The sequence below is a fragment of the Pseudomonas antarctica genome, assembly GCF_900624995.1.
Lineage (GTDB): Bacteria > Pseudomonadota > Gammaproteobacteria > Pseudomonadales > Pseudomonadaceae > Aquipseudomonas > Aquipseudomonas antarctica.
The window spans coordinates 34,507-59,914 of sequence record NZ_UYXQ01000005.1 but is presented as its reverse complement, the minus strand read 5'-3'; the positions used below and the strand labels follow the sequence as shown (position 1 = coordinate 59,914).

Below are 25,408 nucleotides of genomic sequence, written 5' to 3'. Positions count from 1 at the left end.
ACGTCATGTCCCTGCCAAGCCTGCGTCTCAAAGCCAACGCCGATCGTCGTTTGCGCAACGGCCACCTGTGGGTCTACAGCAACGAAATCGACGTGGCCGCCACCCCACTTCACGGCTTCCAGGCAGGCGACCAGGCAATCCTGGAAGCGGCCGGCGGCAAGACCCTCGGTATCGTGGCCATGAGCCCGAACAACCTGATCTGCGCACGCCTGCTGTCGCGCGACATCAAATTGGCGCTGGATAAGTCGCTGCTGGTGCACCGCATCAACGTCGCCCTGTCGCTGCGTGATCGCCTGTTCGACAAGCCGTTCTACCGCCTGATCTACGGCGATTCCGACCTGTTGCCGGGCCTGGTAGTCGACCGTTTCGGCGACATCCTGGTGGTCCAGATCGCTTCGGCGACCATGGAAGCGCACAAAGAAGACGTGATCGCCGCCCTGACCCAAGTGCTCAAGCCGAGCGGCATCCTGTTCAAGAACGACTCCGCCGCGCGCGATGCCGAAGGCCTCAACCGCTACGTTGAAACCGTGTTCGGCCTGGTGCCGGAGTGGGTCGCGCTGGAAGAAAACGGCGTGAAATTCGAAGCCCCGGTGATCCAGGGCCAGAAGACCGGCTGGTTCTACGACCACCGCATGAACCGCGCACGCCTGGCCCCGTATGCCAAAGGCAAACGCGTGCTCGACCTCTACAGCTACATCGGCGGCTGGGGCGTGCAAGCCGCGGCCTTCGGCGCCAGTGAAGTGTTCTGCGTCGACGCCTCCGCCTTCGCCCTCGACGGCGTAGAGCGCAACGCCGCGCTGAACGGCGTTGCCGAGAAGATGACCTGCATCGAAGGCGACGTCTTCGAAGCCTTGAAAGAACTGAAAGCCAGCGAAGAACGCTTCGACGTGATCGTCGCCGACCCACCGGCCTTCATCAAACGCAAAAAAGACATGAAAAACGGCGAGGGCGCCTACCGCCGCCTGAACGAGCAAGCCATGCGCCTGCTCAGCAAGGACGGCATTCTGGTCAGCGCATCGTGCTCGATGCACCTGCCGGAAGACGACCTGCAAAACATCCTGCTGACCAGCGCCCGCCACCTGGACCGCAATATTCAGATGCTCGAACGCGGCGGCCAGGGCCCGGATCACCCGGTGCACCCGGCGATTGCCGAGACGCGTTACATCAAGAGCATTACGTGCCGGTTGCTGCCTAATAGCTAAGCCATAAGCGCAGATCAAACTGTGGGAACGGGCTTGCCCGCTCCCACATTTGGCTCGCGCTGTGTCAGAAATACTTTGCCCCGACGCTGCAGCCACCTCAATCCGGGAAGCCTCTCTCGCCGGTTTTGATTGAATTCCACATTTCGCAGACTAGTATCGGCTTCTGGAATTACTCCGGAAAACAAAAACAATGTCTGAGTCCTACGCCCAGCCCAGTGCCGACGTAAAACGCCAACAGCGCTCGCGCTTCATCCTCATCACCTGCATTTCACTGATCAGCTTCTTCCCGATCAATATTCTGCTGCCCTCGTTCCCTGCTCTGGCTGCCCGGTTCGACACGCCCACCGCAGACATCGCGCTCTCGATCAGCTTATTTACGCTGGTGTTTTCTATCTCCCAACTGGTCGCGGGCCCGCTGTCGGATAAATGGGGGCGCAAGGAAGTCCTGCTCGGCTGCATCACGCTGTCGATCCTCGGTGCGATTGGCTGCGCGCTGGCGTCGGACTACCTGACCTTCCTGCTGTTTCGTACGGTGCAGGCCATGGGCTGCGGCTTTTTCGTGTTGGGCCACGCACTGGTGGAAGACCTGTTCGAAGAACAAGACCGCGCCCGCGTGCGACTCTACTACATGACCCTGAGTGGCTCGTTTGTCGCACTCTCGCCGTTGATCGGCTCATGGCTGCAAACCACCTTCGACTGGCAGGGCAGCTTCTATGGCTTTGCGCTCATGGCACTGGGCATGTTGATTCATGCGTTCTGCATCCTGCCATCCAAGTCCGCCAGCCCGCACCGCGCGCCGGTATCGATCATCGGCACGCTCAAAGCCGTCGCCAGCAACCGCGACTTCCTGCGTTACTGGTGGATCGCTGCACTGGTGTTCGCCTGCTATTTCGCGCTGATCAGCGTGACACCGCTGATGTTCATGGATGCGTTGAAGCTGTCCGAATACCAATACGCGCTGGTGCTGATGGTGTACGGCATTGCCTACCTGCTCGGTGGCGTGGCGGCCTCGTATCTGCAAAAACGCATCTCACTGTCCCGGCAAATCAACATCGGCCTCGGCTTGCTCAGTGTTTCAGGCGTGCTGCTGGCGCTGATCATTCACTACCAGGCCATAACGACCATCACCCTGCTGATTCCCATGCTGATCAGTGCCCTGGCGGTCACGCTGGTAAGGCCTGCCGCCATTTCGGCCGCGATGCTGTTGTTTTCGAGCAGCGCGGGAACGGCGGCATCGGCGGGCAATAGCATCATGTTCCTCACCGCCGCCGTCAGCAGCGCCGCCCTTGCGCAGACTGGCAGCCATTTGCTGATGACCATCGCCATCAGCTTCATTGGGTTCAGCCTGTGGGGGCTACTGACTAACAGGCGGATCGGACGTCGCTAAGGCTCGCGAATGACGGGGGTGAGCAGCATGTCGCTGGACTGCAATTGCCTGTAGCGCGGTGTGACCAACGACACCTTGCCTTCACGGATGTCGTGGATCAGCGTCTCAGTGTCCACATAACCGCCTGGCCATTGTGTCCATAGCAAAGGGCCGCGATCGTCCCACTCGCCTTTCCCATCCAAGGCATAAATGCGCGGCGGCTTGGACTCGTGGTGCACACGGGCGTGGGGCACCACCAACACTTCGCTCTGACCGTCCTGATCGAGGTCGACCGCCCAAAGCACACAGCCGAACTCGCAAATCGAGTCGGGGGTCAAGCTGATATCAACAAACTGCTCGCAGCCTTTGGGCGTAGGGCCAATCCATTCCAGTTCTGGCTTGGGCCGCCGAGCCCGTTCGTTCGCATACCGCTCGCTGTAACTCAGGGCCGTATCGTCCATCCTCTCGCGCAAAGCGCGGCGAGCTTCCGGGTTCAGAACGCGCCCCTGATCCACATCGACCTGCAACTTGGCATAGGCCTGCTCGCCAGCCTTCCCCAGACCAAAACGCAGGTTGTCAGCATCAAATGCTTCAGGCTTGGTGCGCCCGTCGAGCAAGCGACGGACCTGATCGTCGACGCTGAGCCGCACCGGGTCGAGGACGGGCGTATTGATCAACACCAACATCACACACGACAACAACGCCAATGGCGGGTTAGTCGTGCGCAAGTTGCCCAACCAGACCGGCGAGCGCAGGGCCACCGCCCACACCGCAGCCAAACCATACACACCACACACCAACGCTAGGGTCAGGGCGATAAAACGTTGCGGCGACAACGCATATTGCTCGACCCGCAGCCAGCTGGAGTAAAACGCCAACCCTGCGAAAATCGGCAGGCACAATAGGCTCAACTCGATAAAGTGCGTCAGCCATTTCGGATAGGGCCGAGGCTGGTCGCCCGCTTGGAACACGCCGTTGAGCAGGAATAATTGAGCCCCGGCCAGCACCAGCAGAATCGGCGTGGAGTAGCCCGTTGCCCAAATCTGCTTAAGCCCGGTGAACGGCAAGGTCAGGGTAAACAGCACGCTGATCAGTGCAATCATCGGCAACACCCATCTACAAACACCAAAGAGCATGCTGCGCATCTGGCCGATAACTTTCTCGTTGCGTATGCCCATGTACATACCCAGCGCGAACACCAGCGGCAGGCTGATGGACAGGAACCCATCGCTCCAGAGGTAGCGCTCGAAAAATTCGATGCCCAGCATCAGGAACAGTCGGCTCCATAGCATGCCCAACAACCCGCACAACCCCACCAGGATCAGTGCGCCCAGCACAATGAACACACCGTTCCAGGCTTGGTGGAACAGGTCTTCATACCGCCAGCGTTGTCCCTGGGTGACAGGCCAGGCAGACAAAAAGCTGGCGCTGATGTAACTGAGCGGCAGCAGGCTGAAGAGCCACGCAACGATATTCACACCGCCGCCGCCTGCAGGCTCGATGCGGTAACTGATCCACAGCGTCATTGCGCCCACGCACAGGGTGAACACCAGCGCAGGCAGTAAAGCGCGCCAATGCCGAGCCTTATCGGCGAGCAGCTGCAGCGTGGTTCCCCCGACCAAAGCCAGGGTGAGGATGACAAACGATAGCGGCTGACCCAGCGCATGAAGCGTGTTGAAGGAATAGAACACGATCCCTTGGAGCAGGCCGATCAGCAGGTAAAACCCTAAAAACCGATGGGTAACGGGCATTCCAATTCCTTTGGGACGAGGTGTAGGCAGAAGCTCGCCAGTTTAAACAACCTCCCTGTCGCCAGGTATGCCTGCTTGTAGGCCCCGACTTAGTAGCGTGATGGAATCATCTGGCGTCGACAGGCGGTCCAAACTGCGACCCCACGCATCCGACGCTCACACCTGCCCATTCCCTCCCGACACCAGCGGTGTAGAATCGACGCTATTCATCGCCAGTCATCCCCCGGCGGGTTTATGAGCTCGAGGCCCAAGCACGCGGCGATCCCGCGACGCGAGTGGCAACTTTTGGACACGCGGCCATTTTCTGAGTGTTCCAGACGTCAATAGAAGCTCACTCACCTTTAGTACCTGATTAGTAGTACCTGATTAGCCGCCCGGAGTGCTCCATGCCAGATTACCGCTCGAAAACATCCACCCACGGCCGCAACATGGCTGGCGCGCGCGCTCTATGGCGCGCCACGGGGATGAAAGATGACGACTTCAAAAAGCCGATCATCGCGATTGCCAACTCGTTCACCCAGTTCGTACCGGGCCACGTCCACCTCAAAGACCTGGGCCAGCTGGTCGCCCGCGAAATCGAACGCGCCGGTGGCGTCGCCAAAGAATTCAACACCATCGCCGTGGATGACGGCATCGCCATGGGCCATGACGGCATGCTGTATTCCCTGCCGAGCCGCGAGATCATCGCCGACTCCGTGGAATACATGGTCAACGCCCATTGCGCCGACGCCATCGTGTGCATTTCCAACTGCGACAAGATCACCCCCGGCATGCTGATGGCCGCCCTGCGCCTGAACATCCCGGTGATCTTCGTGTCCGGCGGCCCGATGGAAGCCGGCAAGACCAAGCTCGCCTCCCACGGCCTTGACCTGGTAGACGCCATGGTCATCGCCGCCGATTCCAGCGCGTCCGACGAGAAGGTCGCGGAATACGAACGCAGCGCCTGCCCGACCTGCGGGTCGTGCTCCGGCATGTTCACCGCCAACTCGATGAACTGCCTGGTCGAAGCCCTGGGCCTGGCCTTGCCGGGCAACGGCTCCACATTGGCCACCCACAGCGACCGCGAGCAGCTATTCCTGCAGGCCGGCCGCACCATCGTCGAGCTGTGCAAGCGCTACTACACCGAAAACGATGAGTCGGTGTTGCCGCGCAACATCGCCAACTTCAAGGCGTTCGAAAACGCCATGACCCTGGACATCGCCATGGGCGGTTCCACCAACACCATCCTGCACTTGCTGGCCGCCGCGCAAGAAGCCGAGATCGACTTCGACCTGCGCGACATCGACCGCCTGTCCCGCCACGTGCCGCAGTTGTGCAAAGTCGCGCCGAACATCCAGAAGTACCACATGGAAGACGTGCACCGCGCCGGCGGGATCTTCTCGATCCTCGGTTCCCTGGCCCGTGGTGGCCTGTTGCACACCGACCTGCCGACCGTGCACAGCAAATCCCTGGCCGAAGGCATCGCCAAATGGGACATCACCCAGACCACCGACGAAGCCGTGCATCACTTCTTCAAGGCAGGCCCGGCCGGCATCCCGACGCAAACCGCGTTCAGCCAGTCGACCCGCTGGGAAACTCTCGACGACGACCGTGAAAACGGCTGCATCCGCAGTGTCGAGCACGCCTACTCGCAAGAAGGCGGCCTGGCCGTGTTGTACGGCAACATCGCCCTCGACGGCTGCGTAGTCAAAACCGCTGGCGTGGACGAGTCGATCCACGTCTTCGAAGGCCGCGCCAAGATCTACGAAAGCCAGGACAGCTCGGTTCGCGGCATTCTTGCTGACGAGGTGAAAGAAGGCGATATCGTGATCATCCGCTACGAAGGCCCGAAAGGCGGCCCGGGTATGCAGGAGATGCTCTACCCGACGTCCTACCTGAAATCCAAAGGCCTGGGCAAAGCCTGCGCCCTGCTGACCGACGGCCGTTTCTCGGGCGGCACTTCGGGCCTGTCCATCGGCCACGCTTCGCCGGAAGCCGCTGCCGGCGGCGCGATTGGTTTGGTGCAGGACGGCGACAAAGTGCTGATCGACATTCCGAACCGCTCGATCAACCTGTTGATCAGCGATGAAGAACTGGCTGCACGCCGGGTCGAGCAGGACAAGAAAGGCTGGAAGCCGGTGGAAAAACGTCCGCGCAAAGTCACCACCGCGTTGAAGGCTTACGCGTTGCTGGCCACCAGCGCCGACAAGGGTGCCGTGCGTAACAAAGCGATGCTCGATGGCCTGTAAGCCTCGCCCATAAAAATGCCCCGCCAAGTGCGGGGCATTTTTTTGCCTGCAGAAAACCTCCAGAACACTGAAAATCAACTGTGGGAGCTGGCTTGCCTGCGAAAGCGGTGGGCCAGCCGACTCATGTATGGCCTGACACACCGCCTTCGCGAGCAAGCCCGCTCCCACATTCGACCGCATTCCAATGCTGGAACCCGATCAAGTGTGGTCGACCGCACTCCTATGCTGGAACTCGGTCAAGTGTGGGAGCGGGCTTGCTCGCGAAGCAGGCACCTCGCTCTTACTGAATCTCGTCCGGCTTGACGATCACCCAGTTCTTGTCCGCCGTCACCGGCAACCCTTCCTTGGCCTGCGCGGCAGCGTGCTTGGCCATCATGCCGTTGAGTTGGGTCATGTATTTGTCTTTGCGGTTGATCCACAGGTGGATGCCGCCCTTGGCCACGTCCACATCGTGGAACAGCATGTAGCCGTCGCTGGTGGGCGTATCACCGCCGACGATCACCGGTTTTTTCCACTCGTCGATATAGGTCAGTATCGCCGCGTGCTTGCCGGCCATCCAGGTCGCCGGAGTCCACAGGTACGGGGTCAGCTCCAGGCCGAGGTTGGCCTTCTCGTCATATTTGCCGGCGGCGATCTGTTTGCGCGCGGTGGTCAGCTCGCCGGTCTTGCGGTCCTTGAGCAAGGTGCTCACGCCGATGACGTTCTGCGGTTTGACGTTGTAGCCGTACTTCGGATCGGCCGCCACCATGCGCACCAGTTCCTCGGACGCGGCGGTCATCACGTAGACCTCAATGCCGTTTTCCATCAGCTTGTTGTAGAGCTCAGCCTGGCCGGTGAAAATTTTTGGTGGCTGGACCTCCATGTTCTTGACCACATCACCTTCGTAGTAAGTGACCGGCACCGGCTTGCCCGACGCCATCATTTCGTCGACGTAGCCCTTGAGTTCCTTGAGGGTGAAACCGGAGAAAATCTGCGCGACCCACGGGTAGCAGACCATGTCGTCGACTTCACAGAGGCGATAGTAGTAACTGAACAGACTTTCTTTGTGGTCGGCGGTGTCTTTGAAGGGAATAAGTTTGAGCGAAGGATCCATGGTTTCGCGGGTGATCAGGCCCTTGTTCTCAAGGTACGGCAGCAGGGACTCTTCGAGGTCATAGCGGTAACTGGTGTTATCCATGTCGAACACCGCGAAGTTGCCCTTGTTGGCGTTGGCGGCGATCATCTTGTTCAGTTGCTCGGCGGCAGGCGCCGGCCAGTGCTTCAACTCGGTGGCGGCAAATGCCTGGCTGGCGAGGCCGAAGCAGAAGGCGGCGGCAAGTAAGGTTGGCGCGAACTTCATGAGCGTTTTCTCCCTGAGTTAAAGACATCGACGCTAACAAATCTGTGTGACAGTTATCGCCCGAGCGCGACCGCTTGCGTCGTGATTGCGCCAAGGGTATGTGCCTGAGCGTCAAATGCTTATTCCAAAAACGACAGTCACCATTCCATATCGGTATTAAATCAATATATTTCAAGCTGTTAGGATTTCCGGTTCGCAATCGCAGGCTCACGCGATTGGCTGCCTTCTCAACGGAGCTTCAATGAATCTGCCCCTGATTCTCAACTTACTGGTGTTCGTGGCCCTGTTGCTGGGCCTGGCACAAACGCGTCGCACCAACTGGAGCCTCGCTAAAAAGGTCCTGTTTGCACTGGTGCTCGGCGTGTTGTTTGGCGCGGCGCTGCACACTATTTATGGCGACGGTAACCCGGTGCTCAAGGCCTCGATCAGTTGGTTTGATCTGGTCGGCAATGGTTACGTGCAGTTGCTGCAAATGATCGTGATCCCGCTGGTGTTCGCCTCGATCCTCAGTGCCGTGGCGCGCCTGCATAATGCCTCGTCCCTGGGCAAGATCAGCTTCCTGACCATCGGCACGCTGCTGTTCACCACAGCAATCGCGGCGCTGATCGGTATCGGCCTGACCAACCTGTTCGGCCTCACCGCCGAAGGCCTGGTGGCCGGCACGCAGGAAATGGCGCGCCTGCAAGTGATACAGAGTGACTACGCGGGCAAGGTTGCCGACCTGAATATCCCGCAACTGCTGCTGTCGTTTGTACCGGCCAACCCGTTCGCCGACCTGGCACGCGCCAAGCCGACGTCGATCATCAGTGTGGTGATTTTCGCTGCGTTCCTTGGGGTTGCCGCGCTGCAACTGCTCAAGGACGACGTGGAAAAAGGCCAGAAAGTGCTGAATGCCATCGACACGCTGCAAGCCTGGGTGATGCGCCTGGTGCGCCTGGTGATGAAGCTGACGCCGTACGGCGTGCTGGCGCTGATGACCAAAGTGGTCGCCGGTTCCAACCTGCAAGACATCATCAAGCTCGGCAGTTTTGTGGTGGTGTCGTACCTGGCGCTGGGCCTGATGTTTGTGGTGCACGGCCTGCTGCTGTCGCTGGCTGGGGTCAACCCGCTGCGCTTCTTGCGCAAGGTGTGGCCGGTGCTGACCTTTGCCTTCACCAGCCGCTCCAGCGCAGCCTCCATCCCGCTGAGCATTGAAGCGCAGACACGTCGCCTGGGTATCCCGCAATCCATCGCCGGGTTTGCAGCCTCGTTTGGCGCAACTATCGGCCAGAACGGTTGCGCCGGTCTCTACCCGGCCATGCTGGCGGTAATGGTTGCACCGACCGTGGGCATCAACCCGCTGGACCCACTGTGGATCGCGACGCTGGTGGCGATTGTGACCTTGAGCTCGGCCGGTGTGGCGGGCGTAGGCGGCGGGGCGACCTTTGCCGCGTTGATCGTGCTGCCGGCGATGGGCTTGCCGGTGTCACTGGTGGCGCTGCTGATTTCGGTTGAGCCGCTGATCGACATGGGCCGTACGGCGCTGAACGTGAACGGCTCGATGACGGCAGGTGCGATTACCAGCCAGATCATGGGGCAGACGGATAAAGCGCTGTTGAATGCCGATGAGCATGCCGAGATAGCGCAGGTTTAGCAGCGCCTTTCAGCCCGCCTTCGCAAGCAAGCCCGCTCGCACATTTTGACCGCATTATCCTGTTGGAACGTGGTCAAGTGTGGGAACGGGCTTGCGTGCGATGCTCTTAGGCTTTTTCCCAAACTTCGAAGTTATACGCCGGCTTATCACCTTCAGCTGGATTTTCCAGGTTTGAAACCAGCGTCCACTGTTGCGTATCAAACTCGGGAAACCACGCATCGCCTTCCGGGCTCAACGCGACCCGCGTCAAATACAGGCGATCCGCCTGCTGCAGCCCCTGCGCATACAACTGCGCACCGCCAATCAGCATCAGCTCATCCACGCCCTGCTCCAGCGCCCAGGCCTCAGCCCTTTCAACGGCCGCATCGAGTGACGGAAAAACTTGCGCACCTTCCAGCACCAAATCGGTCTGACGGCTAACCACGATATTCAGGCGCCCCGGCAACGGTCGGCCCAGAGAATCCCAAGTCTTGCGCCCCATGATGATCGGCTTGCCGAGCGTGGTGGCCTTGAAATATTTGAAATCCCCCGGCAAATGCCAGGGCATGCTGTTGTCGACGCCGATCACGCGGTTTTCACCGAGGGCTGCGATCAGGCTTAAAGGGAGAGTTTTTTTCATGGCGACGAGAATACCAGAGCGGCGAGTCTGCGGTTATGCTCCAACCTTACTTGCTCAACAGGACAGCGCGTGACTGCACTGAACCCCCTGCACAAACTCTGGCTGACGGAAACCGTGCGCCTGCGTGAAGAACACGCAGGTCCCCTGGAAGACCTGGAAGCCAACCGCCTGGCCCGCACGGCCGGTGGCGACCTGCCAACGCGCATCCAGCTACGCGCCCTGCACCTGGCCGAACGCGACGGTTTGACCGCCGCCCTCACTCGCTGGCTGCAAGGCGCCCGCTTGGCGCTGGTGCTGTTGGCAGTGGTCGCGGTGATCAGTGGCGCCGGCCTGGCGTTTGCCGCACTGGGCAACGGCTTAACGCCGGTGAATGTGTTCTGGGCCTTGGGCAGCTTGCTCGGCTTGAACCTGATCCTGCTGCTGAGCTGGGCCTTGGGCCTGCTGTTTGCCGGCGAACACAGCGCCAGCCTCGGACGCCTGTGGCTGTGGCTGAGTGAAAAGCTCGCCCGTGACGCCAAGGCCGCCCAGTTGGCGCCAGCACTATTATTGTTGCTGCAACGCCAGAAACTCAATCGCTGGGCGGTGGGCGTGCTGGTCAACAGCCTGTGGTTGCTGGCGTTGCTCAGCGCCATGGTGATTCTGCTCACGCTGCTGGCCACCCGGCGCTACGGCTTTGTGTGGGAAACCACCATTCTCGGTGCAGACACCTTTGTCGCCGTGACCCAAGCCCTAGGCCGCTTGCCAGCCTTGCTGGGGTTCAACGTGCCGACGATTGAGATGATCCGCGCCAGTGGCGACTCCGCGCTGAATGTCGAAAGCGCGCGCCAAGCCTGGGCCGCCTGGCTGGTGGGCGTGCTGCTGGTCTACGGCCTGCTGCCCCGGTTGATCCTCGCGCTGCTGTGCCTGTGGTGTTGGAAACGCGGGCGCGCCGTCCTGCGCCTGGACCTCAACCTGCCCGGCTACAGCCAGTTACGCGAACGCCTGATGCCGAGCAGCGAGCGGCTCGGCGTCAACGATGCCGCGCCCGAACAGCTGCACCACGTCAGCGGCGGTGTCAGCGAATTGGAAAGCGACGGCGCCCTGCTGGTGGCCATCGAACTGGACGACCAGCACGCTTGGCCACCCAAACTGCCGACCGGCGTTAAAAACGCCGGCATCCTCGACAGCCGCGAATCGCGCAACAAACTGCTGGAACAGCTCACGCGCTTCCCGCCTGCGCGACTGGCCATCGCCTGCGACCCCCGCCGTTCGCCGGATCGCGGCAGCTTGGCGTTGATCGCCGAGCTGGCACGCAGCGCCACGGCCACCCGCGTATGGCTGCTGCAAGCCCCATCCGGCCAAGCGCTGGACGCCGAACGGCTGGGCGACTGGCACGCTGCGCTGCAACAGCTTGAATTGCCTTTCGCCGACTGCGCGCCGCTCACGTGGCTGGAGACCGGTCATGACTAAACCGCTGAAACTCGCCGTGGTCGGCCACACCAATGTCGGCAAGACTTCACTGCTGCGTACGCTGACGCGGGATGTCGGCTTCGGCGACGTGTCCCATCGCCCCAGCACCACGCGGCATGTCGAGGGTGCACGCTTATCGGTCGATGGCGAAGCCTTGCTGGAGCTGTACGACACGCCCGGCCTGGAAGACGCCATCGCCCTGCTTGATTACCTGGAGCGCCTGGACCGCCCCGGCGAACGTCTCGACGGCCCGGCACGCTTGGCGCGGTTCCTGGAAGGCAGCGAGGCGCGTCAGCGTTTCGAACAGGAAGCCAAGGTGCTGCGCCAGTTACTGGCCTCCGACGCTGGCCTGTATGTGATCGACGCCCGCGAGCCGGTGCTCGCCAAGTACCGCGACGAGCTGCAAGTGCTCGCCAGTTGCGGCAAGCCGTTGTTGCCAGTGCTCAACTTCGTCAGCAGCAGCGACCACCGCGAGCCGGACTGGCGCGAAGCCTTGGCCCGCCTCGGCCTGCACGCGCTGGTGCGCTTCGACAGCGTAGCGCCGCTGCAAGACGGTGAGCGCCGCCTGTATGAAAGCCTGGCCCTGCTGCTGGAGAACGCGCGGCCGCAGTTGGAGCGTTTGATTCTTGACCAGGAGGCCCAACGCCAGGCCCGCCAGCAAAGCGCCGCGCGGTTGATCGCCGAGCTGTTGATCGACTGCGCCGCATGCCGACGCAGCGTGGTCACCGAAGACGAACAGCAAGCGATCAGCGACTTGCGCAAAGCGGTACGCCAACGCGAGCAAAAATGCGTGGATGCCCTGCTCAAACTGTTCGGCTTTCGCCCACAGGATGCCGCCGCCAGCGACTTGCCGCTGCTGGACGGCCGCTGGGGCGATGACCTGTTCAACCCGCAAACCCTCAAACAGCTCGGCGTGCGCGTCGGTGGCGGCATTGCTGCAGGCGCAGCTGCCGGTGCCGGTGTGGACTTGCTGGTCGGCGGCCTGACCCTCGGCGCTGCCGCGATTGCCGGTGCGATTGCCGGTGGTGCGCTGCAAACCGCGCGCAGCTATGGCAGCCGCCTGTTGGGCAAGCTCAAGGGCCACCGCGAGCTGACCGTCGACGACAGCGTGTTGCGCCTGCTCGCCTTGCGCCAACGCCAATTGCTCAAGGCCCTGAACCTACGCGGGCATGCGGCGATGCACAGCATCAAAGTCGACACGCCTCAGGACAAAACCTGGCGTGAAGGCAAGTTGCCGGATGCGTTGAACAAGGCCCGCGCCTATCCGCAATGGTCGTCCCTGAACCCGCAGCCGAAGCTGAGCCAGACCGAACGCCAGGAGCAGATTCAAGCGTTGGCGCAGGAACTCAAGGATGATTGATGCTCAGTGCCAGTTGAATTCCAGGTACAACTTGCTCAAGGCGAGGATGGCTTTTTCGTCTACGGTATCGAACAGTTCACACTGATCGTCATGCCCAGAGGGCTGCAAAATACCGGCGCCATTGTGGTCACTGGCCGTGGTGCTGTGCACCAACTCGTCTTTGCCTGCCGAATTCTTGTGCTGATAAAAATCCGTTCGAACCTCCACGGCCATACCCGCTTTATTGAAACGACTGACATACAGGTCGATTGAACGAGCTGCGACCTCACCTTTATTAGACCAGCTGAGCTTCAGTGCCTGGTTGGCAAAGTTTTTGAGCAACCGCCGATCCTTGAGCGTAGTCGCCCCGTCAAAATCAATGTCCCCGGTCGACTGAAAGTCCACCGCGCCATCAGCCGTCCTGTCCAACGCCACGGCTTCGTGTACCAATTCGTCGGGTAGATCCGGGTCTCGTTGAAAAAAGTTGAGCTTCACCGTGTCTGCCTGGCCCTCTTGCCTACGATCTTGCACGACCACTTTCAAATAACGCATAGGTACTGCCTCAGTAAAAAACCAGGCCCCCAACATAGTTCTGTCCAGGGCCTGATCACAGGTACTACTGGCGCCACATCAAGTAAGAAACGACGACAGGCGAACATTCACCGTTCACGAAGCCGGGATATCGACGACCTTGACCTCAAAGGCTTCAGGCTCGTGCCAATTGAACAGCAGATAGAGCTCAGCCAACTGCTGGACCAAACGCTGGTCAACGTCGTCGATCACGCCATCATGGTTGATATCGAAATGAATGTTCCATTCGAGCATTCCGTCGTTATCAAAGTCATAAGCGGCGTTCCAGGCGACCAGCGTGGGTGGGTTAATAACGCCCGCCCCTTCTTGCACGTGCAGACGCACGGTGTCGGGTGTGCCGTCCTTGTAGAAGTCTTCGGAAAAAATCTTCATGTGGCGCGTTGAGGCAGTCCCTGGGTTAAACCAGTTGAGCTTCAAATAGGCAGCGGCAAACCTGTCCAACAACACTTTATCGAGGCGGGTTTCCCGACCATCATTCGTCACATCCCCTCTGCTGTAGTCGATTTCCCCATCAGTCGGGAAGTCGTACGCCACAGCGTGACTGATCAAGCTGTCTTGAATACCAGGGGTGCTCTGGTAGAACTGAAGCAATACAGTATCCGCCTGGCCAGCCCCTGTTCGGTCCTGGGCGAAAATTTTCAAATAACGCATTGATCTACTCCTGGTTTGCGCTCACTCACAGTCGGACGAGCCTGGTCATACCATTTGAGCGCGAGAAAGGTGTTACACATGGATCGGATTAGCGCTTTGTCGGTTTTGTCAGCGACACCGTTTCGGTCTACATCGGTAGCGCTGAATGACTCCAATACGCCGTTATCGTCGGCATCGTCGCCGGCGGCCTGGTAGGCCAGTATGGGTTTGCGCAGCGGGCTGCGGCGGTCCAGGAAATTCAACTGCACGCCGCTGGGAGGGTCTTTTGCCTCGTTCTGAATCGCGACGATGGCCAGCGTGCGCCGCCAACGCTCGCCGTCGTTAAACCAGTTCAGTTTCAAGAACGTATTGGCAAACGCCTTGAGCAACCAGCTATCAAGGACATCACTTTTGCCGTCACCGTTGATGTCACCGGCGAACTGAAAGTCCACGACCTCATCGGCATCCATATCCACTGCCACAGCTTCATGAACTAACTCGTCAACGCCAGCGGAGTGGCGCTCATAAAAATGCAGAATGACCGTGTCGGCCATACCATTGCCGCTGCGATCCTGGGCGGTCGCTTTCAAGTAACGCATCACATGCTCTCTTGCGTGGCTGAAGTCGCATGAGAGTAATGAGCCAGACGAAAACCTCGCTAGCCGCCGCTTCCGGGCTGCGTGTATGAATTCACGCTACCGGCGATCAGCAGACGGTGTGCCATTGCTTTCAACGGCTCAAGATCCAGCACCGGGGCGTGCATGTCCTTGGCCTGCTCATCCCAGTGACGCATGCGCAGGCTGACCTGGCAGAGCGGGTCTTGCTCGAAGGCGTGAGCGTCTTCAGCCGTCATCACGCCGCCCTGGTAACCCAGGGTGTGGCGGCTGGCCTCGCTCAGGTGGGCGTAATAGTCCGGCTGGGTGAAGGTCAGGTAGCGCTTGGCTTGCACGTGATACTCCACCAGTTTGGCCATGCGTTCGCTGAAGCCCGCGCGGCGTAAATAGTCCGCGCCCAGGCGCTCGTGGCTGACCACACCATAACCAGCCATGTTCTCGCCGCCCTGGCCGCAGAGGTGGCCAATGTCGTGGAAAAACGCCGCCAGGACCACTTCATCATCAAAGCCTTCCGCCATCGCCAACTGCGCGGCCTGGGACATATGCTCGAGCTGCGACAACGGCTCGCCGATGTAATCGGCCGTGCCGTGCTGCTCGTACAAAGCGAATAGTTCGGCAATCACCTGCTCTTTGTTCATGACGCCGCGCCCCACAATGCCGTGATATTTCGTTCGGCCATTGCCGGTCCCACACTCATGCCTACGCCGCTGTGCATCAATGCCGCGCTCACGCCCGGCGCCGCGCGCAGGAACGAAAACGGTGCCGGGCCGCGCGAACCGTAGACGCCCTGCCAGCGCTCCACCACCTGGATCTTGCAACCCAACGTCTGCTCGGCGAGGTCAATCAACCAGTCATCGACCTGCTCGGCGTTGAACGGCGAGGGGTCGCTGCCGTAGTCATGGGAGTCGCCGATGATCAGTTCGCCATGAGGCGTGGGGCTGATCAGCAGGTGAATCCCATGCGCCTGCAGGTGCGGCGCGTCGCGCAGGATCTGCGCCCGCACCGGCGCCGCTTCCGGCAGGTCGGCGAAGGCGCCGTAGTGCACGCAACTCAGCCCCGTGAGCAACGCGTGTTGCAGGCTCAGGTCAATCGCAGGCCGCGCGCGCAGCATTTGCAGGCGGCAGATACTCGGGTTGAGTTCGCTGATCGCCTCGGCCAGCAGGGTTTGGTAGTCATGGCCGGAGCAAACAATGATCTGCTCGGCGCGAAAGCTGCCCGCGGTGCTATGCAAATGGCCCGGTTCGACGTCGCGTACCAGGGTGGAAAAGTGAAACTCAACCTTCAGTTCCTGGCTCAGGTAGTTGATCAGCGCCGGGATCGCTTCGCGTGAATAGAGCTGTCGGTCATCCTTGCCATGCAGCGCTGCGCGGTGATGGCGAAACTGGCCGCCATATAAATCCTGCATCGCCGCACCTTGCAGCAGCTCGACGTTGTAGCCGTGCGCGCGTGCGCGACCGGCGCAGAAGGCCTCCAGCAGATGTTCCTCCGCCTCGGTACGCGCAAACAGGTACGAGCCATTACGCTTGAGTTGCAGCCCGGCCACCTGTGCCCAGTGCCCCCAGATATCGCGGCTTTGCTGGGCCAGGTCGAGCATCGGCCCCGGCGGCTGGCCAGTGACCAGTGCCTGGCCGAAGTTACGCACCGAGGCGCCCAGCGGCGTGGCGCTGCGCTCAAACACCTTGACCTTGAGGCCGCGACGGGCGGCCGCATAGGCGTGGGATAGGCCGAGGATGCCGGCGCCGACGACTAAGAGATCACTACTCATGCGTTCCTCTCACTTCCACGCTGTGCGTGGGCATGCATCCAGTGACGCTGCGCGTCACGACTTTCAAGAGCGGACGCGCAGCGTCCAAGGCGGCATTCCCACACAGAGCGTGGGAACGATCAGTCACTGTTTTTCCGACTTTCCGTCATAGCGCTTGCGCCACTCGGTCAGGATACTGTCGCGGCTTTTCGAAGCCCAGGCAAAGTCGTTCTTGATCAAGCGCTGCTCGTAATCGGCCGGCAGCTCAGTCTGCGGCTTGGCAATACCCGGCTGGGCGAGCACAGCGAAGTTTTCTTTGTAGAGGTCCATCGCCGCCGTACTGGCGGAGAAGTCAGCGAGTTTTTTCGCCGCATCAGCATGGGGCGTGCCCTTGATCACGGCGGTGGCTTCAATGTCCCAGCCCAAGCCTTCTTTCGGCAGGATGATGTCCAACGGTGCGCCCTGGCGCTTCAACTGCACGGCCGGGTATTCAAAGGAAATACCAATCGGGAACTCACCGGAAGCCGCCAGTTTGCAAGGCTTGGAACCGGAGTGAACGTACTGGCCGATGTTCTGGTGCAGGTCGTCCATGTACTGCCAGCCCTGCTTCTCGCCGAAGGTTTGCAACCAGGCGCTGACATCCAGGAAACCGGTGCCGGATGAGGCCGGGTTAGGCATCACGATCTTGCCCTTGTACTCAGGCTTGGTCAGGTCTTGCCAGCTCACCGGTTTGCTCAAGCCTTGTTTCTCGGCTTCGACGGTGTTGAAGCAAATGGTCGCGGCCCACACGTCCATGCCAACCCACGCCGGTGGATTGGCGGCGTCGCGGTAATTCTTGCCGATCTTGTCCAGATCCTTGGGCGCGTAGTTGTCCAGCATCCCTTGCTGATCGAGGATCGCCAGGCTAGAAGCCGCCAGGCCCCACACCACGTCGGCGTGTGGGCGGTCTTTCTCGGCCAAAAGCTTAGCGGTGATGATGCCGGTGGAGTCGCGCACCCATTTGATCTCAATATCAGGGTTAGCCTTTTCGAAGGCCTGTTTATAGGTCTTCAATTGCTCAGCTTCGAGGGCCGTATACACGGTCAGCTCGGTCTTGGCGAAGGCATTCAGGCTGAATGCGGTGAGTACGGCAGCGACCAGCGCCAGGGGCTTGAACATGGAGCACCTCCTTCAGGGATGTTTATTGGCCGGGCGCGGTCTGGCGCCAGGCTTGGGAGCGGCGCAACGCGCCACGTGAAGCCCACGCCAGCAGCAGCGAGACGCTGACTGAGGTGAACAGGATCAGGGTCGACATGGCCGCAGCGCCGCCCACGTTGCCAGCGTCGTCCATGTTCAACACGGCGACGGCGGCGAGGATAGTGTCGGGGCTGTAGAGGAAGATCGCGGCGGACACGGTGGTCATCCCCGACACGAACAGGTAGCGCACGATGTCCAGCAGCGCCGGCAGGCAAATCGGCACGGTGACGCGCAGATAATGGCGGTACAGCGGCGCTTTGAGGGACAGCGCGGCGGCTTCGAACTCACTGTCAAGCTGGCGCAAGGCTGTGGTGGCGGTCATCTGCGCAGTGGTCAAATAGTGAGCAATGGTGCACACCACCAACAGGGTCATGGTCCCGTAGAACACGTGCAGCGGGTTACCGTTGAGGTTGAAAAAGAACACGTAGCCCAGGCCCAGCACCAGGCCCGGCACGGCCATCGGCACAAAACTGAGCATGCGCAATGCCAGGTTCAGGCCTTTCTGGCTCTTGGTCTTTTCCATCAGGTAGGCGCCGGTGAAGATCAACACGCTGCCGATCAGCGCCGTGCACAGCGCCATCGTCAGGCTATTGCGATAGGCCAGCCAACCGCCGCCTGCGGTGTCCTCGAATTGGTAATGGTTCAGCGACAACGACAGGTTGTACGGCCAGAACTTCACCAGCGAGGAATACACCGCCATGCCGAACACCAGCAGCAACACTGCGCAGATCAGCAGCACAATGGCCAGGTAGCAAGCATCGCGCAGGCGCGACGGCGCCGGTTGGAACACTTGAGCGCGGCCGCTCATGGAATCGCCATGACGACGGCGCAACCAGGCATCGACGCCAAAGCTGAACAACGCCGGCAGCAGCAACACCATGCCGATCAATGCGCCGCGACCAAACTGTTGCTGGCCGACCACCGCCTTGTAGGCCTCCAGCGCCAGCACCTGATAATCGCCACCGACCACCACGGGAACGCCGAAGTCGGTGATGGTCAGGGTGAACACCAGGCAAAACGCTGCGAACACTGCCTGGCGCGTGGCCGGCCAAGTGATGCTGCGAAACGCCCGTGCGGGGCTGGCGCCCATGCTCGATGCAGCATCGAAAAGCCGCGCATCCGCCAGCGACAGTGCCGACAGCAAAATCATCAACGCGTGTGGGAAGGTGTAGATCACTTCACCGAGCACAATGCCCCAAAAGCCGTAGATGTTGTCGGAGAGCAACCCGCGCAACATCCCTTGGTTGCCAAATAAGTACACCAGCGCAATGCCCGGCAGCATCGACGGCGCCATCAATGGCAGCAGTGACAGGCCGCGCCAGATCGCCTTGCCGGGAATCAGTGTACGTTGCAGGGCGTAGGCAAACAGATAGGCCAGCGGTACGACAATGGCCGCCACGCTGAGGGAGACTTTCAGGCTGTTGCCCAGCAGCCAGTGGAAGTTGGCGCTGGTCACCAGCTCCCGCGCCGCCACAAGGCCGCCGCCCTGCCCGGCGTCACTGCTGAAACCGCGCCAGAAAATCGCCAGCAACGGCAGCAATACAGCGACACCCAGCAGCAACAGCCACAGCAGTTTGCCGCCGAGCACAAAAATGCGATCACCTGTTTCGGCGCGGGAAGCCTGGCGCGGTATCGGCAGCGTCATTTCAGCCGCCATCTCAGGCAAACACCTGGAGGCTGCGCGGCGGCAAAGCGACCCAAATTTCCTGGCCCCCCAGGCGTGGCATGGCTTCCGGCGCCAATTCGGCCAGCAGCGGGTGGCCGGGCAGTTGCTCCAGTTCAAAGCTCATGCGGCAGCGGTTGCCGAGAAAGGTAATCTCGCGGACTTTGGCCGGGAACAGGTTTTCCTCATGCACCGGCGGGTTGACGCTGATGGCTTCCGGGCGGCAGAACAGGCGCCCAGACGTGGCCACGCCAGCATCGTCGGCCAGGCGCATGTTCATCCCGCCGACCTGGGCATGGCTTGCGCTGTTGCGGTTGAATGGCAGCCAGTTGCCCTGGCCGACAAATTCCGCCACAAACGGCGTGGCCGGGCGGTCGTAGATTTCCTGGGGCGTGGCGTATTGCTCGACCTTGCCGTTGTTCATTACGGCAATGCGGTCGGCCATCAACATGGCCTCATCCTGGTTGTGGGTGACCATCAGCGTGGTAATGCCCAGGCGCCGCTGCAGTTGGCGCAGCTCGGTGCACAGATGCTCGCGCACGCGGGCGTCGAGCGCCGACATCGGTTCGTCGAGCAGTAACAGCGAAGGTGCCGGTGCCAAGGCGCGAGCCAGGGCGACGCGCTGTTGTTGGCCACCGGAGAGTTGGCCGGGGTATTTCTTTTCGCTGCCGAGCAGGCCGACCAGTTCGAGCATCTGGCCGACGCGCTTGCGCACTTCATCGCGGCCACTGCCGGTGAGGCCGTAGCCGATATTCGCTTCGACGGTGAGGTTGGGAAACAGCGCGTAAGACTGGAACAGAATGCCGTAGTCCCGCGCCTGCGGCGGCAGTAGGGAAACGTCGCGGTTGCCAAGACGAAGCTCACCGCTGTCCTGGCGTTCCAGGCCGGCGATGCAGCGCAGCAAGGTGGTCTTGCCGCAGCCGGACGGGCCCAACAGGCACACCAGCTCGCCGGCGGCGACGTCCAGGGACACATTGTCCAGCGCGGTAAAGGCGCCGAAGCGTTTCTGAATACCGCGCACCGTCATCGGCGCGCCGGGGTGGGTCAGGGCTGTGTTCATGGAGGCACCTCATCAAACTGATGAAGGCCATGCTAGGTGGGCAATGAGTCCCTGGTGTGGCAGGAAGGCAAAAGGGAGTGATAGTGGTATTGGTGGATTTGGGTATAGCCGATCGTTCCCGTGCTCTGCGTGGGTATGCATCTTGTGACGCTCCGCGTCACGACGTCCAAGAGCAGACGCGGAGCGTCCAGGGCGGCATTCCCACGCGGAGCGTGGGAACGATCAACAAGACCTCAGAGTGGCGACATTTCCTGCGCCAACCCCAGAAAGGCAGCCGGCAGACGCGCGCCTTTGCGCTCCTTGAGGCAGTACAAATACTCCGGAATCTGCGGCGCGTTCTCGATAGTCAGCACCCGCAGCTGCGGGTCATGGGGCACTTCCTGACGAGCGATGATGCTGATGCCGATGTTGCGCAGCACCGCCTCGCGGATCGACTCCCGGCTGCCGATTTCCAGCAGCGGCCCATAGCTCACACCGGCGCCCTGCAACATGTCTTCAGTCAGCCGCCGCGTGGTAGAACCTGCCTCGCGCATCAACAAGGTGTGCCCGGCCAACGCGTTGAGCGGCACATGATCATGCTTGGCCAAAGGATGATTGCGGTGTACCGCCAGCACTAAGGGATCGGTGCCGAGTACGCGGCGAATCAGGCGCGGGTCTTCCAGCAGTTGTGAGGACGCGGCGACATCGACGCGGTAATCGTCCAGCGCTTCGAGCACCTGCTGGGAGTTGCCGATTTCCACTGACACGTCCACTTGAGGCAGGCGTTCGCGAAAAGCTTTGACCAGGTCGAGGATGTAGTACGGCGCCGTGGCGGCAATGCGTAAGGCGCCCTGGACCTGGCCGTTGTTGCGCAGGAAAAACTCAATATCGGCTTCCTGCTGCAATAGCGTCTTGACCATCGGCAGCAGGCGCGCGCCGTCATCGCTGAGGGTAAGGCGGCGGCCACCACGATAGAACAGCTCAACGCCGTACTGGCTTTCCAGGTTGCGAATCTGGGTGGTGACTGTGGGCTGGCTCAGGCCGAGTTTCTTCGCCGCCTGGGTAATGCTGCCCAAGCGCGCAACCATAAAAAACGCCTTTAACTCGGCACTCAGCACACCACCCTCACATCAATTATTTGCGCAACAGGCGCAGGCCATTGAACACCACCAGCAGGGCCACGCCCATGTCGGCGAACACCGCCATCCACATGGTGGCCATCCCCAGAAAGGTGACGACCAGGAAGATCGCCTTGATGACCAGCGCCAGGCTGATGTTCTGCTTGAGGATACTCGACGTTTGCCGAGAGAGCCGAATGAAAGCCGGGATCTTGCGCAAATCATCGTCCATCAACGCCACGTCGGCGGTCTCGATAGCCGTGTCAGTGCCGGCGGCGGCCATGGCAAAACCAATCTCGGCCCGGGCCAGAGCAGGGGCGTCGTTGATGCCGTCGCCGACCATGCCCACGCGATGGCCTTGGCCGTAGAGGGTTTCGATGGCTTGCAGTTTGTCGGTGGGCAACAAGTCGCCCTGGGCCTGGTCGATACCGACCTGGGCTGCAATCGCCTTGGCGGTGTGGGTGTTGTCACCGGTGAGCATCAGGGTCTTGATGCCCAGATCGTGCAGTTGCTGGATGGCTTCGCGGCTGCTGTCCTTGACCGTGTCGGCGACGGCGAACAGTGCCAGCGGGCCGGATTTGTCGAGCAGCAACACCACGGACTTGCCTTGTTTTTCCAGGGCGAACAGCTTTTCTTCCAGCTCAGGCGAACACAGGCCAAGGTCTTCCACCAAGCGGTGGTTGCCCAAGTGGTAGGTTTCGCCGTTGATATCACCGCGCACACCGCGACCTGCCAAGGCCTCGAAGTTATCCACAACGTGGCTCGGCAGGTTTTTATCCACAGCCGCGTTGGCGATGGCCAGCGACACCGGGTGGTCGGAACGCCCGGCCAAACTGGCGGCCAGCGCCGGCGCGCTGTCTTCGACGGTGGGGAACAACGCCAAGTAATCGGTTTGCACCGGTTTACCGTGGGTGATGGTGCCGGTCTTGTCGAGGGCCAGGTAATCGAGTTTGTAGCCGCCTTCGAGGTACACGCCGCCTTTGATCAGGATGCCTTTGCGCGCCGCGGCGGCCAGGCCACTGACGATGGTGACCGGCGTGGAGATCACCAGCGCACATGGGCAGGCAACCACCAGCAGTACGAGGGCGCGATAGATCCAGTCAAACCAGGCACCCGCCATGAACAGCGGCGGAATGAGCGCCACGCCTAAAGCAAACAGGAATACGGCTGGGGTGTAGATCTTCGAGAAACTGTCGACAAACCGCTGGGTCGGCGCCCGCGCGCCTTGAGCCTGTTCCACGGCGTGAATGATGCGCGCCAGGGTGGAATTGTTCGCCGCTGCGGTGACTTTGTACTCCAGGGAACCGGCCTGGTTGATAGTGCCGGCGAAGACTTTATCGCCCACGCCCTTTTCAATAGGCAGGCTTTCACCGGTGATCGGCGCTTGGTCGATGGTTGATTGGCCAGCGATGACTTCACCGTCCAGGCCAATGCGCTCGCCGGGCTTAACCCGCACGATGGCGCCAAGCTCGATGCTTTTAACTTCTTTTTCGACCCAAGTACCGTCAGCTTGCTGCACCGTGGCTTGTTCCGGCGCCATCTGCATCAAGCCGCTGATGGCGGTGCGCGCACGGTCCAGGGACTTGGCTTCGATCAATTCGGCCACGGTGAACAGGAACATCACCATCGCCGCTTCGGGCCATTGGCCGATCAGCACGGCGCCGGTCACCGCGATGCTCATCAGCGCGTTGATGTTCAGGTTGAAGTTTTTGAGCGCGATCCAGCCCTTTTTATAGGTGGTGAGGCCGCCGCTGAGGATCGATACCAACGCCACCAGCGCAATCACCCACGTCGGGGCTACGCCGGTGAAATGCAGCACTTCAGCGCCCAACGCGCCGACACCGGACAGCGCCAGCGGCCACCAGTGTTTCTTGGCGGGCGGCGCGGCGGCTGGGGAGCCTTCTTCGATGGGGTCGGCCTGCATGCCGATGGATTTGATCGCCTCGATGATCGGCGCGGTGCTCGGCAGGTCATGGGTGACGCCGAGGATGCGGTTGATCAGGTTGAATTCCAGCTGCTGCACACCGGCCAGTTTGCCCAGTTTGTTCTGGATCAGCGTCTGCTCGGTGGGGCAGTCCATGGCTTCGATGCGAAAGGTGCTCAGGCGCGAGCCGGCGGTCGGGGCTTCGCTGAGCGTGACCACGGCAGGCGCTGCCTTGCTGGAGCAGCAAGCGTCGCCATGGCTGGCATGGTCGTGCTGTTTGACCGGCGTCAGCTTGGCGCCGTGGTCGTGGCTATGCTCATGATCATGGTCGTGCTGGTGATCATGCGGTTTGGGGGTGTGGATGGAATCGCTCATTCTGTCGCGTCCGTAAAGGTGCCTGTTGCCAAGTAAAGACCCTGTAGCCACTATAGGGTCAAGCACCCATTTGGAGATTGCTGCGATGAAGATCGGCGAATTGGCCAAACTGACCGACTGTCAGGTGGAAACCATCCGTTATTACGAGAAAGAAGGCCTGCTGCCGCCCCCGGCGCGCACCGATGCCAACTACCGCGTGTACACCCAGGCGCACACCGAGCGGCTGATCTTTATCCGCAATTGCCGCAGCCTCGACATGACGCTTGAAGAAATCCGTAGCCTGCTCGGGCTACGCGACAGCCCTCAGGACCAATGCGAAAGCGTGAATGCGTTGATTGATGAGCATATCCACCACGTGAAAGCGCGGATCGATGGGCTGCTGGCGTTGCAGGAACAGTTGCTGGACCTGCGCCAACGCTGCGGCGGTGGGCCGGGCATGGATCAATGTGGGATTTTGCAGCGCTTGGAAGTCAGCGGGAGTGTGGCGGCCAGCGAGGCAGAGCCTTCGCACGTGGGCAGAAGCCACGGGCACTGATACCTGAGGGGTGAAACCCAATCCAAATGTGGGAGCTGACTTGCCTGCGATGACATCACTGCGGTGTAACTGACACACCGAGGTGCATGCATCGCAGGCAAGCCAGCTCCCACATTTTGTTGACCGAGACAATGATCAGATAGCCACGTCAGCCTTGATGCTCGGATCAGCGTCGTAGCCCACAATTTCGAAGTCTTCGAACGTGTAGTCATAAATCGACGCAGGCTTGCGCTTGATCACCAGTTCCGGCAGCTTCTTCGGCGTACGCGCCAGCTGGGTCTGGATCTGTTCCATGTGGTTGCTGTAGGCGTGGGTGTCGCCGGTGGTGACGATAATCTCGTGAGGGATCAGGTCGCATTGCTGCGCCAGCATGTGAGTCAGCAAGGCCAGCGCGGCGGTGTTGTAGGGCAGGCCGAGAAATACGTCGGAGCTGCGGATGTACAACTGCATCGACAGGTGACCGTCATGCACGAACGCCTGGTACAGCAGGTGGCACGGCGGCAGGGCTTGCTTGCCGTTACGCGCGTTTTCCTGCGGGCTCTTGGTTTCGTCCGGCAGGTATTCGACGTTCCAACCGTGGAACAGGATGCGACGGCTGTTGGGGTTGTTTTTCAACGTGTCGACCATGTAGTCGATCTGGTTGATCTTGCCGCCATCTTTGGTCGGCCAGGCGGTCCACTGCTCGCCGTACACCGGGCCCAGGTCACCGTCTTCGGTGGCCCATTCGTCCCAGATTTTTACGCCATTTTCGTTGAGCCATTTGATGTTGGTGTTGCCGCTCAACATCCAGATCAGTTCGTTGGCGATGCTTTTGAAGTGAAGCTTCTTGGTAGTCAGCAGCGGGAAGCCGTCTGCCAAGTTATGCCGATACTGACGGGCAAACACGGCCTTGGTGCCGGTGCCGGTGCGATCGCCCTTGGTCAATCCATTGGTCACGACGTCGTTCAGTAGTTCGAGATATTGCTTCATGTTTTTACCCGTATCGTTGAAGCCGAGGCTACGCAAAAGCCTCG

Annotated in this window: 21 protein-coding genes; 7 read left to right on the top strand and 14 right to left on the bottom strand. The window is 60.8% G+C overall.

Going from position 1 to position 25,408, the window contains the following annotated elements; all coding sequences use genetic code 11:
* Positions 1 to 5: 5 nt before the first annotated feature.
* The gene (locus E0F99_RS05335; protein WP_083356278.1) at positions 6 to 1,202 is read left to right on the top strand and encodes a class I SAM-dependent rRNA methyltransferase; all 1,197 of its coding nucleotides are present in this window, start codon (positions 6 to 8) and stop codon (positions 1,200 to 1,202) included.
* A gap of 190 nt (positions 1,203 to 1,392) precedes the next feature.
* A complete protein-coding gene (locus E0F99_RS05330) occupies positions 1,393 to 2,589 on the top strand; it encodes an MFS transporter (protein WP_083356277.1) in 1,197 nt (398 codons plus the stop codon).
* Here E0F99_RS05330 and E0F99_RS05325 read toward each other — a convergent pair.
* Positions 2,586 to 4,319: a DUF4153 domain-containing protein gene (locus E0F99_RS05325; RefSeq protein ID WP_083356276.1), complete on the bottom strand. Its 1,734-nt coding sequence runs from the start codon at positions 4,317 to 4,319 to the stop codon at positions 2,586 to 2,588. The genes E0F99_RS05330 and E0F99_RS05325 overlap by 4 nt on opposite strands.
* Before the next feature lie 386 nt (positions 4,320 to 4,705).
* Here E0F99_RS05325 and ilvD point away from each other — a divergent pair, with 386 nt between their 5' ends.
* Complete coding sequence (gene ilvD / locus E0F99_RS05320) at positions 4,706 to 6,547, top strand: dihydroxy-acid dehydratase (protein WP_083356275.1); 1,842 nt, start codon at positions 4,706 to 4,708, stop codon at positions 6,545 to 6,547.
* 280 nt (positions 6,548 to 6,827) lie between these two features.
* Here ilvD and E0F99_RS05310 read toward each other — a convergent pair whose 3' ends face one another.
* A complete protein-coding gene (locus E0F99_RS05310; protein ID WP_083356274.1) occupies positions 6,828 to 7,886 on the bottom strand; it encodes an HAD family hydrolase in 1,059 nt (352 codons plus the stop codon).
* A gap of 241 nt (positions 7,887 to 8,127) precedes the next feature.
* On the opposite strand from E0F99_RS05310, the gene E0F99_RS05305 reads away from it, so the two are divergent.
* Positions 8,128 to 9,519: an L-cystine transporter gene (locus E0F99_RS05305; protein WP_083356273.1), complete on the top strand. Its 1,392-nt coding sequence runs from the start codon at positions 8,128 to 8,130 to the stop codon at positions 9,517 to 9,519.
* Between the two features lie 106 nt (positions 9,520 to 9,625).
* On the opposite strand, the gene E0F99_RS05300 is transcribed toward E0F99_RS05305, so the two are convergent.
* On the bottom strand, positions 9,626 to 10,138 hold the full coding sequence (locus E0F99_RS05300) for a dihydrofolate reductase (protein WP_083356272.1): 513 nt from the start codon (positions 10,136 to 10,138) through the stop codon (positions 9,626 to 9,628).
* Between the two features lie 69 nt (positions 10,139 to 10,207).
* Here E0F99_RS05300 and E0F99_RS05295 point away from each other — a divergent pair, with 69 nt between their 5' ends.
* Both E0F99_RS05295 and E0F99_RS05290 read left to right on the top strand, forming a co-directional pair.
* Complete coding sequence (locus tag E0F99_RS05295; RefSeq protein ID WP_083356271.1) at positions 10,208 to 11,587, top strand: DUF2868 domain-containing protein; 1,380 nt, start codon at positions 10,208 to 10,210, stop codon at positions 11,585 to 11,587.
* The gene (locus E0F99_RS05290; RefSeq protein WP_083356270.1) at positions 11,580 to 12,947 is read left to right on the top strand and encodes a DUF3482 domain-containing protein; all 1,368 of its coding nucleotides are present in this window, start codon (positions 11,580 to 11,582) and stop codon (positions 12,945 to 12,947) included. Before E0F99_RS05295 ends, E0F99_RS05290 begins: the two co-directional genes overlap by 8 nt.
* A 3-nt stretch (positions 12,948 to 12,950) precedes the next feature.
* Here the strand turns inward: E0F99_RS05290 and E0F99_RS05285 are convergent, their stop codons facing one another.
* The 10 genes from E0F99_RS05285 to E0F99_RS05240 form a co-directional block, all read right to left on the bottom strand.
* Entirely contained in the window at positions 12,951 to 13,514 is a 564-nt protein-coding gene (locus tag E0F99_RS05285; RefSeq protein WP_207303083.1) for a hypothetical protein, read from the bottom strand.
* Positions 13,515 to 13,592: 78 nt separating this feature from the next.
* Entirely contained in the window at positions 13,593 to 14,168 is a 576-nt protein-coding gene (locus E0F99_RS05280) for a hypothetical protein (RefSeq protein ID WP_165447604.1), read from the bottom strand.
* Positions 14,156 to 14,746: a hypothetical protein gene (locus E0F99_RS05275; protein ID WP_083356268.1), complete on the bottom strand. Its 591-nt coding sequence runs from the start codon at positions 14,744 to 14,746 to the stop codon at positions 14,156 to 14,158. The genes E0F99_RS05280 and E0F99_RS05275 overlap by 13 nt, the downstream gene beginning before the upstream one ends.
* A 59-nt stretch (positions 14,747 to 14,805) precedes the next feature.
* Positions 14,806 to 15,399 carry a phosphonate degradation HD-domain oxygenase gene (locus tag E0F99_RS05270; protein WP_083356267.1) on the bottom strand — a complete coding sequence of 198 codons (594 nt, stop codon included), beginning with the start codon at positions 15,397 to 15,399 and terminating at the stop codon, positions 14,806 to 14,808.
* Positions 15,396 to 16,526 carry a TIGR03364 family FAD-dependent oxidoreductase gene (locus E0F99_RS05265; protein WP_083356266.1) on the bottom strand — a complete coding sequence of 377 codons (1,131 nt, stop codon included), beginning with the start codon at positions 16,524 to 16,526 and terminating at the stop codon, positions 15,396 to 15,398. The genes E0F99_RS05270 and E0F99_RS05265 overlap by 4 nt, the downstream gene beginning before the upstream one ends.
* 123 nt (positions 16,527 to 16,649) lie before the next feature.
* Positions 16,650 to 17,663, bottom strand: coding sequence for a putative 2-aminoethylphosphonate ABC transporter substrate-binding protein (locus E0F99_RS05260; protein ID WP_083356265.1), 1,014 nt, complete (start codon positions 17,661 to 17,663; stop codon positions 16,650 to 16,652).
* A 22-nt stretch (positions 17,664 to 17,685) separates the two neighbouring features.
* Positions 17,686 to 19,398, bottom strand: a complete 1,713-nt coding sequence (locus E0F99_RS05255) for a putative 2-aminoethylphosphonate ABC transporter permease subunit (protein WP_083356264.1) — start codon at positions 19,396 to 19,398, stop codon at positions 17,686 to 17,688.
* A gap of 1 nt (position 19,399) precedes the next feature.
* Positions 19,400 to 20,464, bottom strand: coding sequence for a putative 2-aminoethylphosphonate ABC transporter ATP-binding protein (locus tag E0F99_RS05250; protein WP_083356263.1), 1,065 nt, complete (start codon positions 20,462 to 20,464; stop codon positions 19,400 to 19,402).
* 233 nt (positions 20,465 to 20,697) lie between these two features.
* Positions 20,698 to 21,561, bottom strand: coding sequence for a LysR family transcriptional regulator (locus E0F99_RS05245; RefSeq protein WP_083356262.1), 864 nt, complete (start codon positions 21,559 to 21,561; stop codon positions 20,698 to 20,700).
* A 16-nt stretch (positions 21,562 to 21,577) separates the two neighbouring features.
* Positions 21,578 to 23,860, bottom strand: coding sequence for a heavy metal translocating P-type ATPase (locus tag E0F99_RS05240; RefSeq protein ID WP_083356261.1), 2,283 nt, complete (start codon positions 23,858 to 23,860; stop codon positions 21,578 to 21,580).
* An 85-nt stretch (positions 23,861 to 23,945) separates the two neighbouring features.
* Here E0F99_RS05240 and cadR point away from each other — a divergent pair, with 85 nt between their 5' ends.
* A complete protein-coding gene (cadR, locus tag E0F99_RS05235; protein WP_083356260.1) occupies positions 23,946 to 24,395 on the top strand; it encodes a Cd(II)/Pb(II)-responsive transcriptional regulator in 450 nt (149 codons plus the stop codon).
* A 135-nt stretch (positions 24,396 to 24,530) separates the two neighbouring features.
* On the opposite strand, the gene E0F99_RS05230 is transcribed toward cadR, so the two are convergent.
* Complete coding sequence (locus E0F99_RS05230) at positions 24,531 to 25,364, bottom strand: thymidylate synthase (RefSeq protein WP_083360347.1); 834 nt, start codon at positions 25,362 to 25,364, stop codon at positions 24,531 to 24,533.
* Positions 25,365 to 25,408 lie beyond the last annotated feature (44 nt).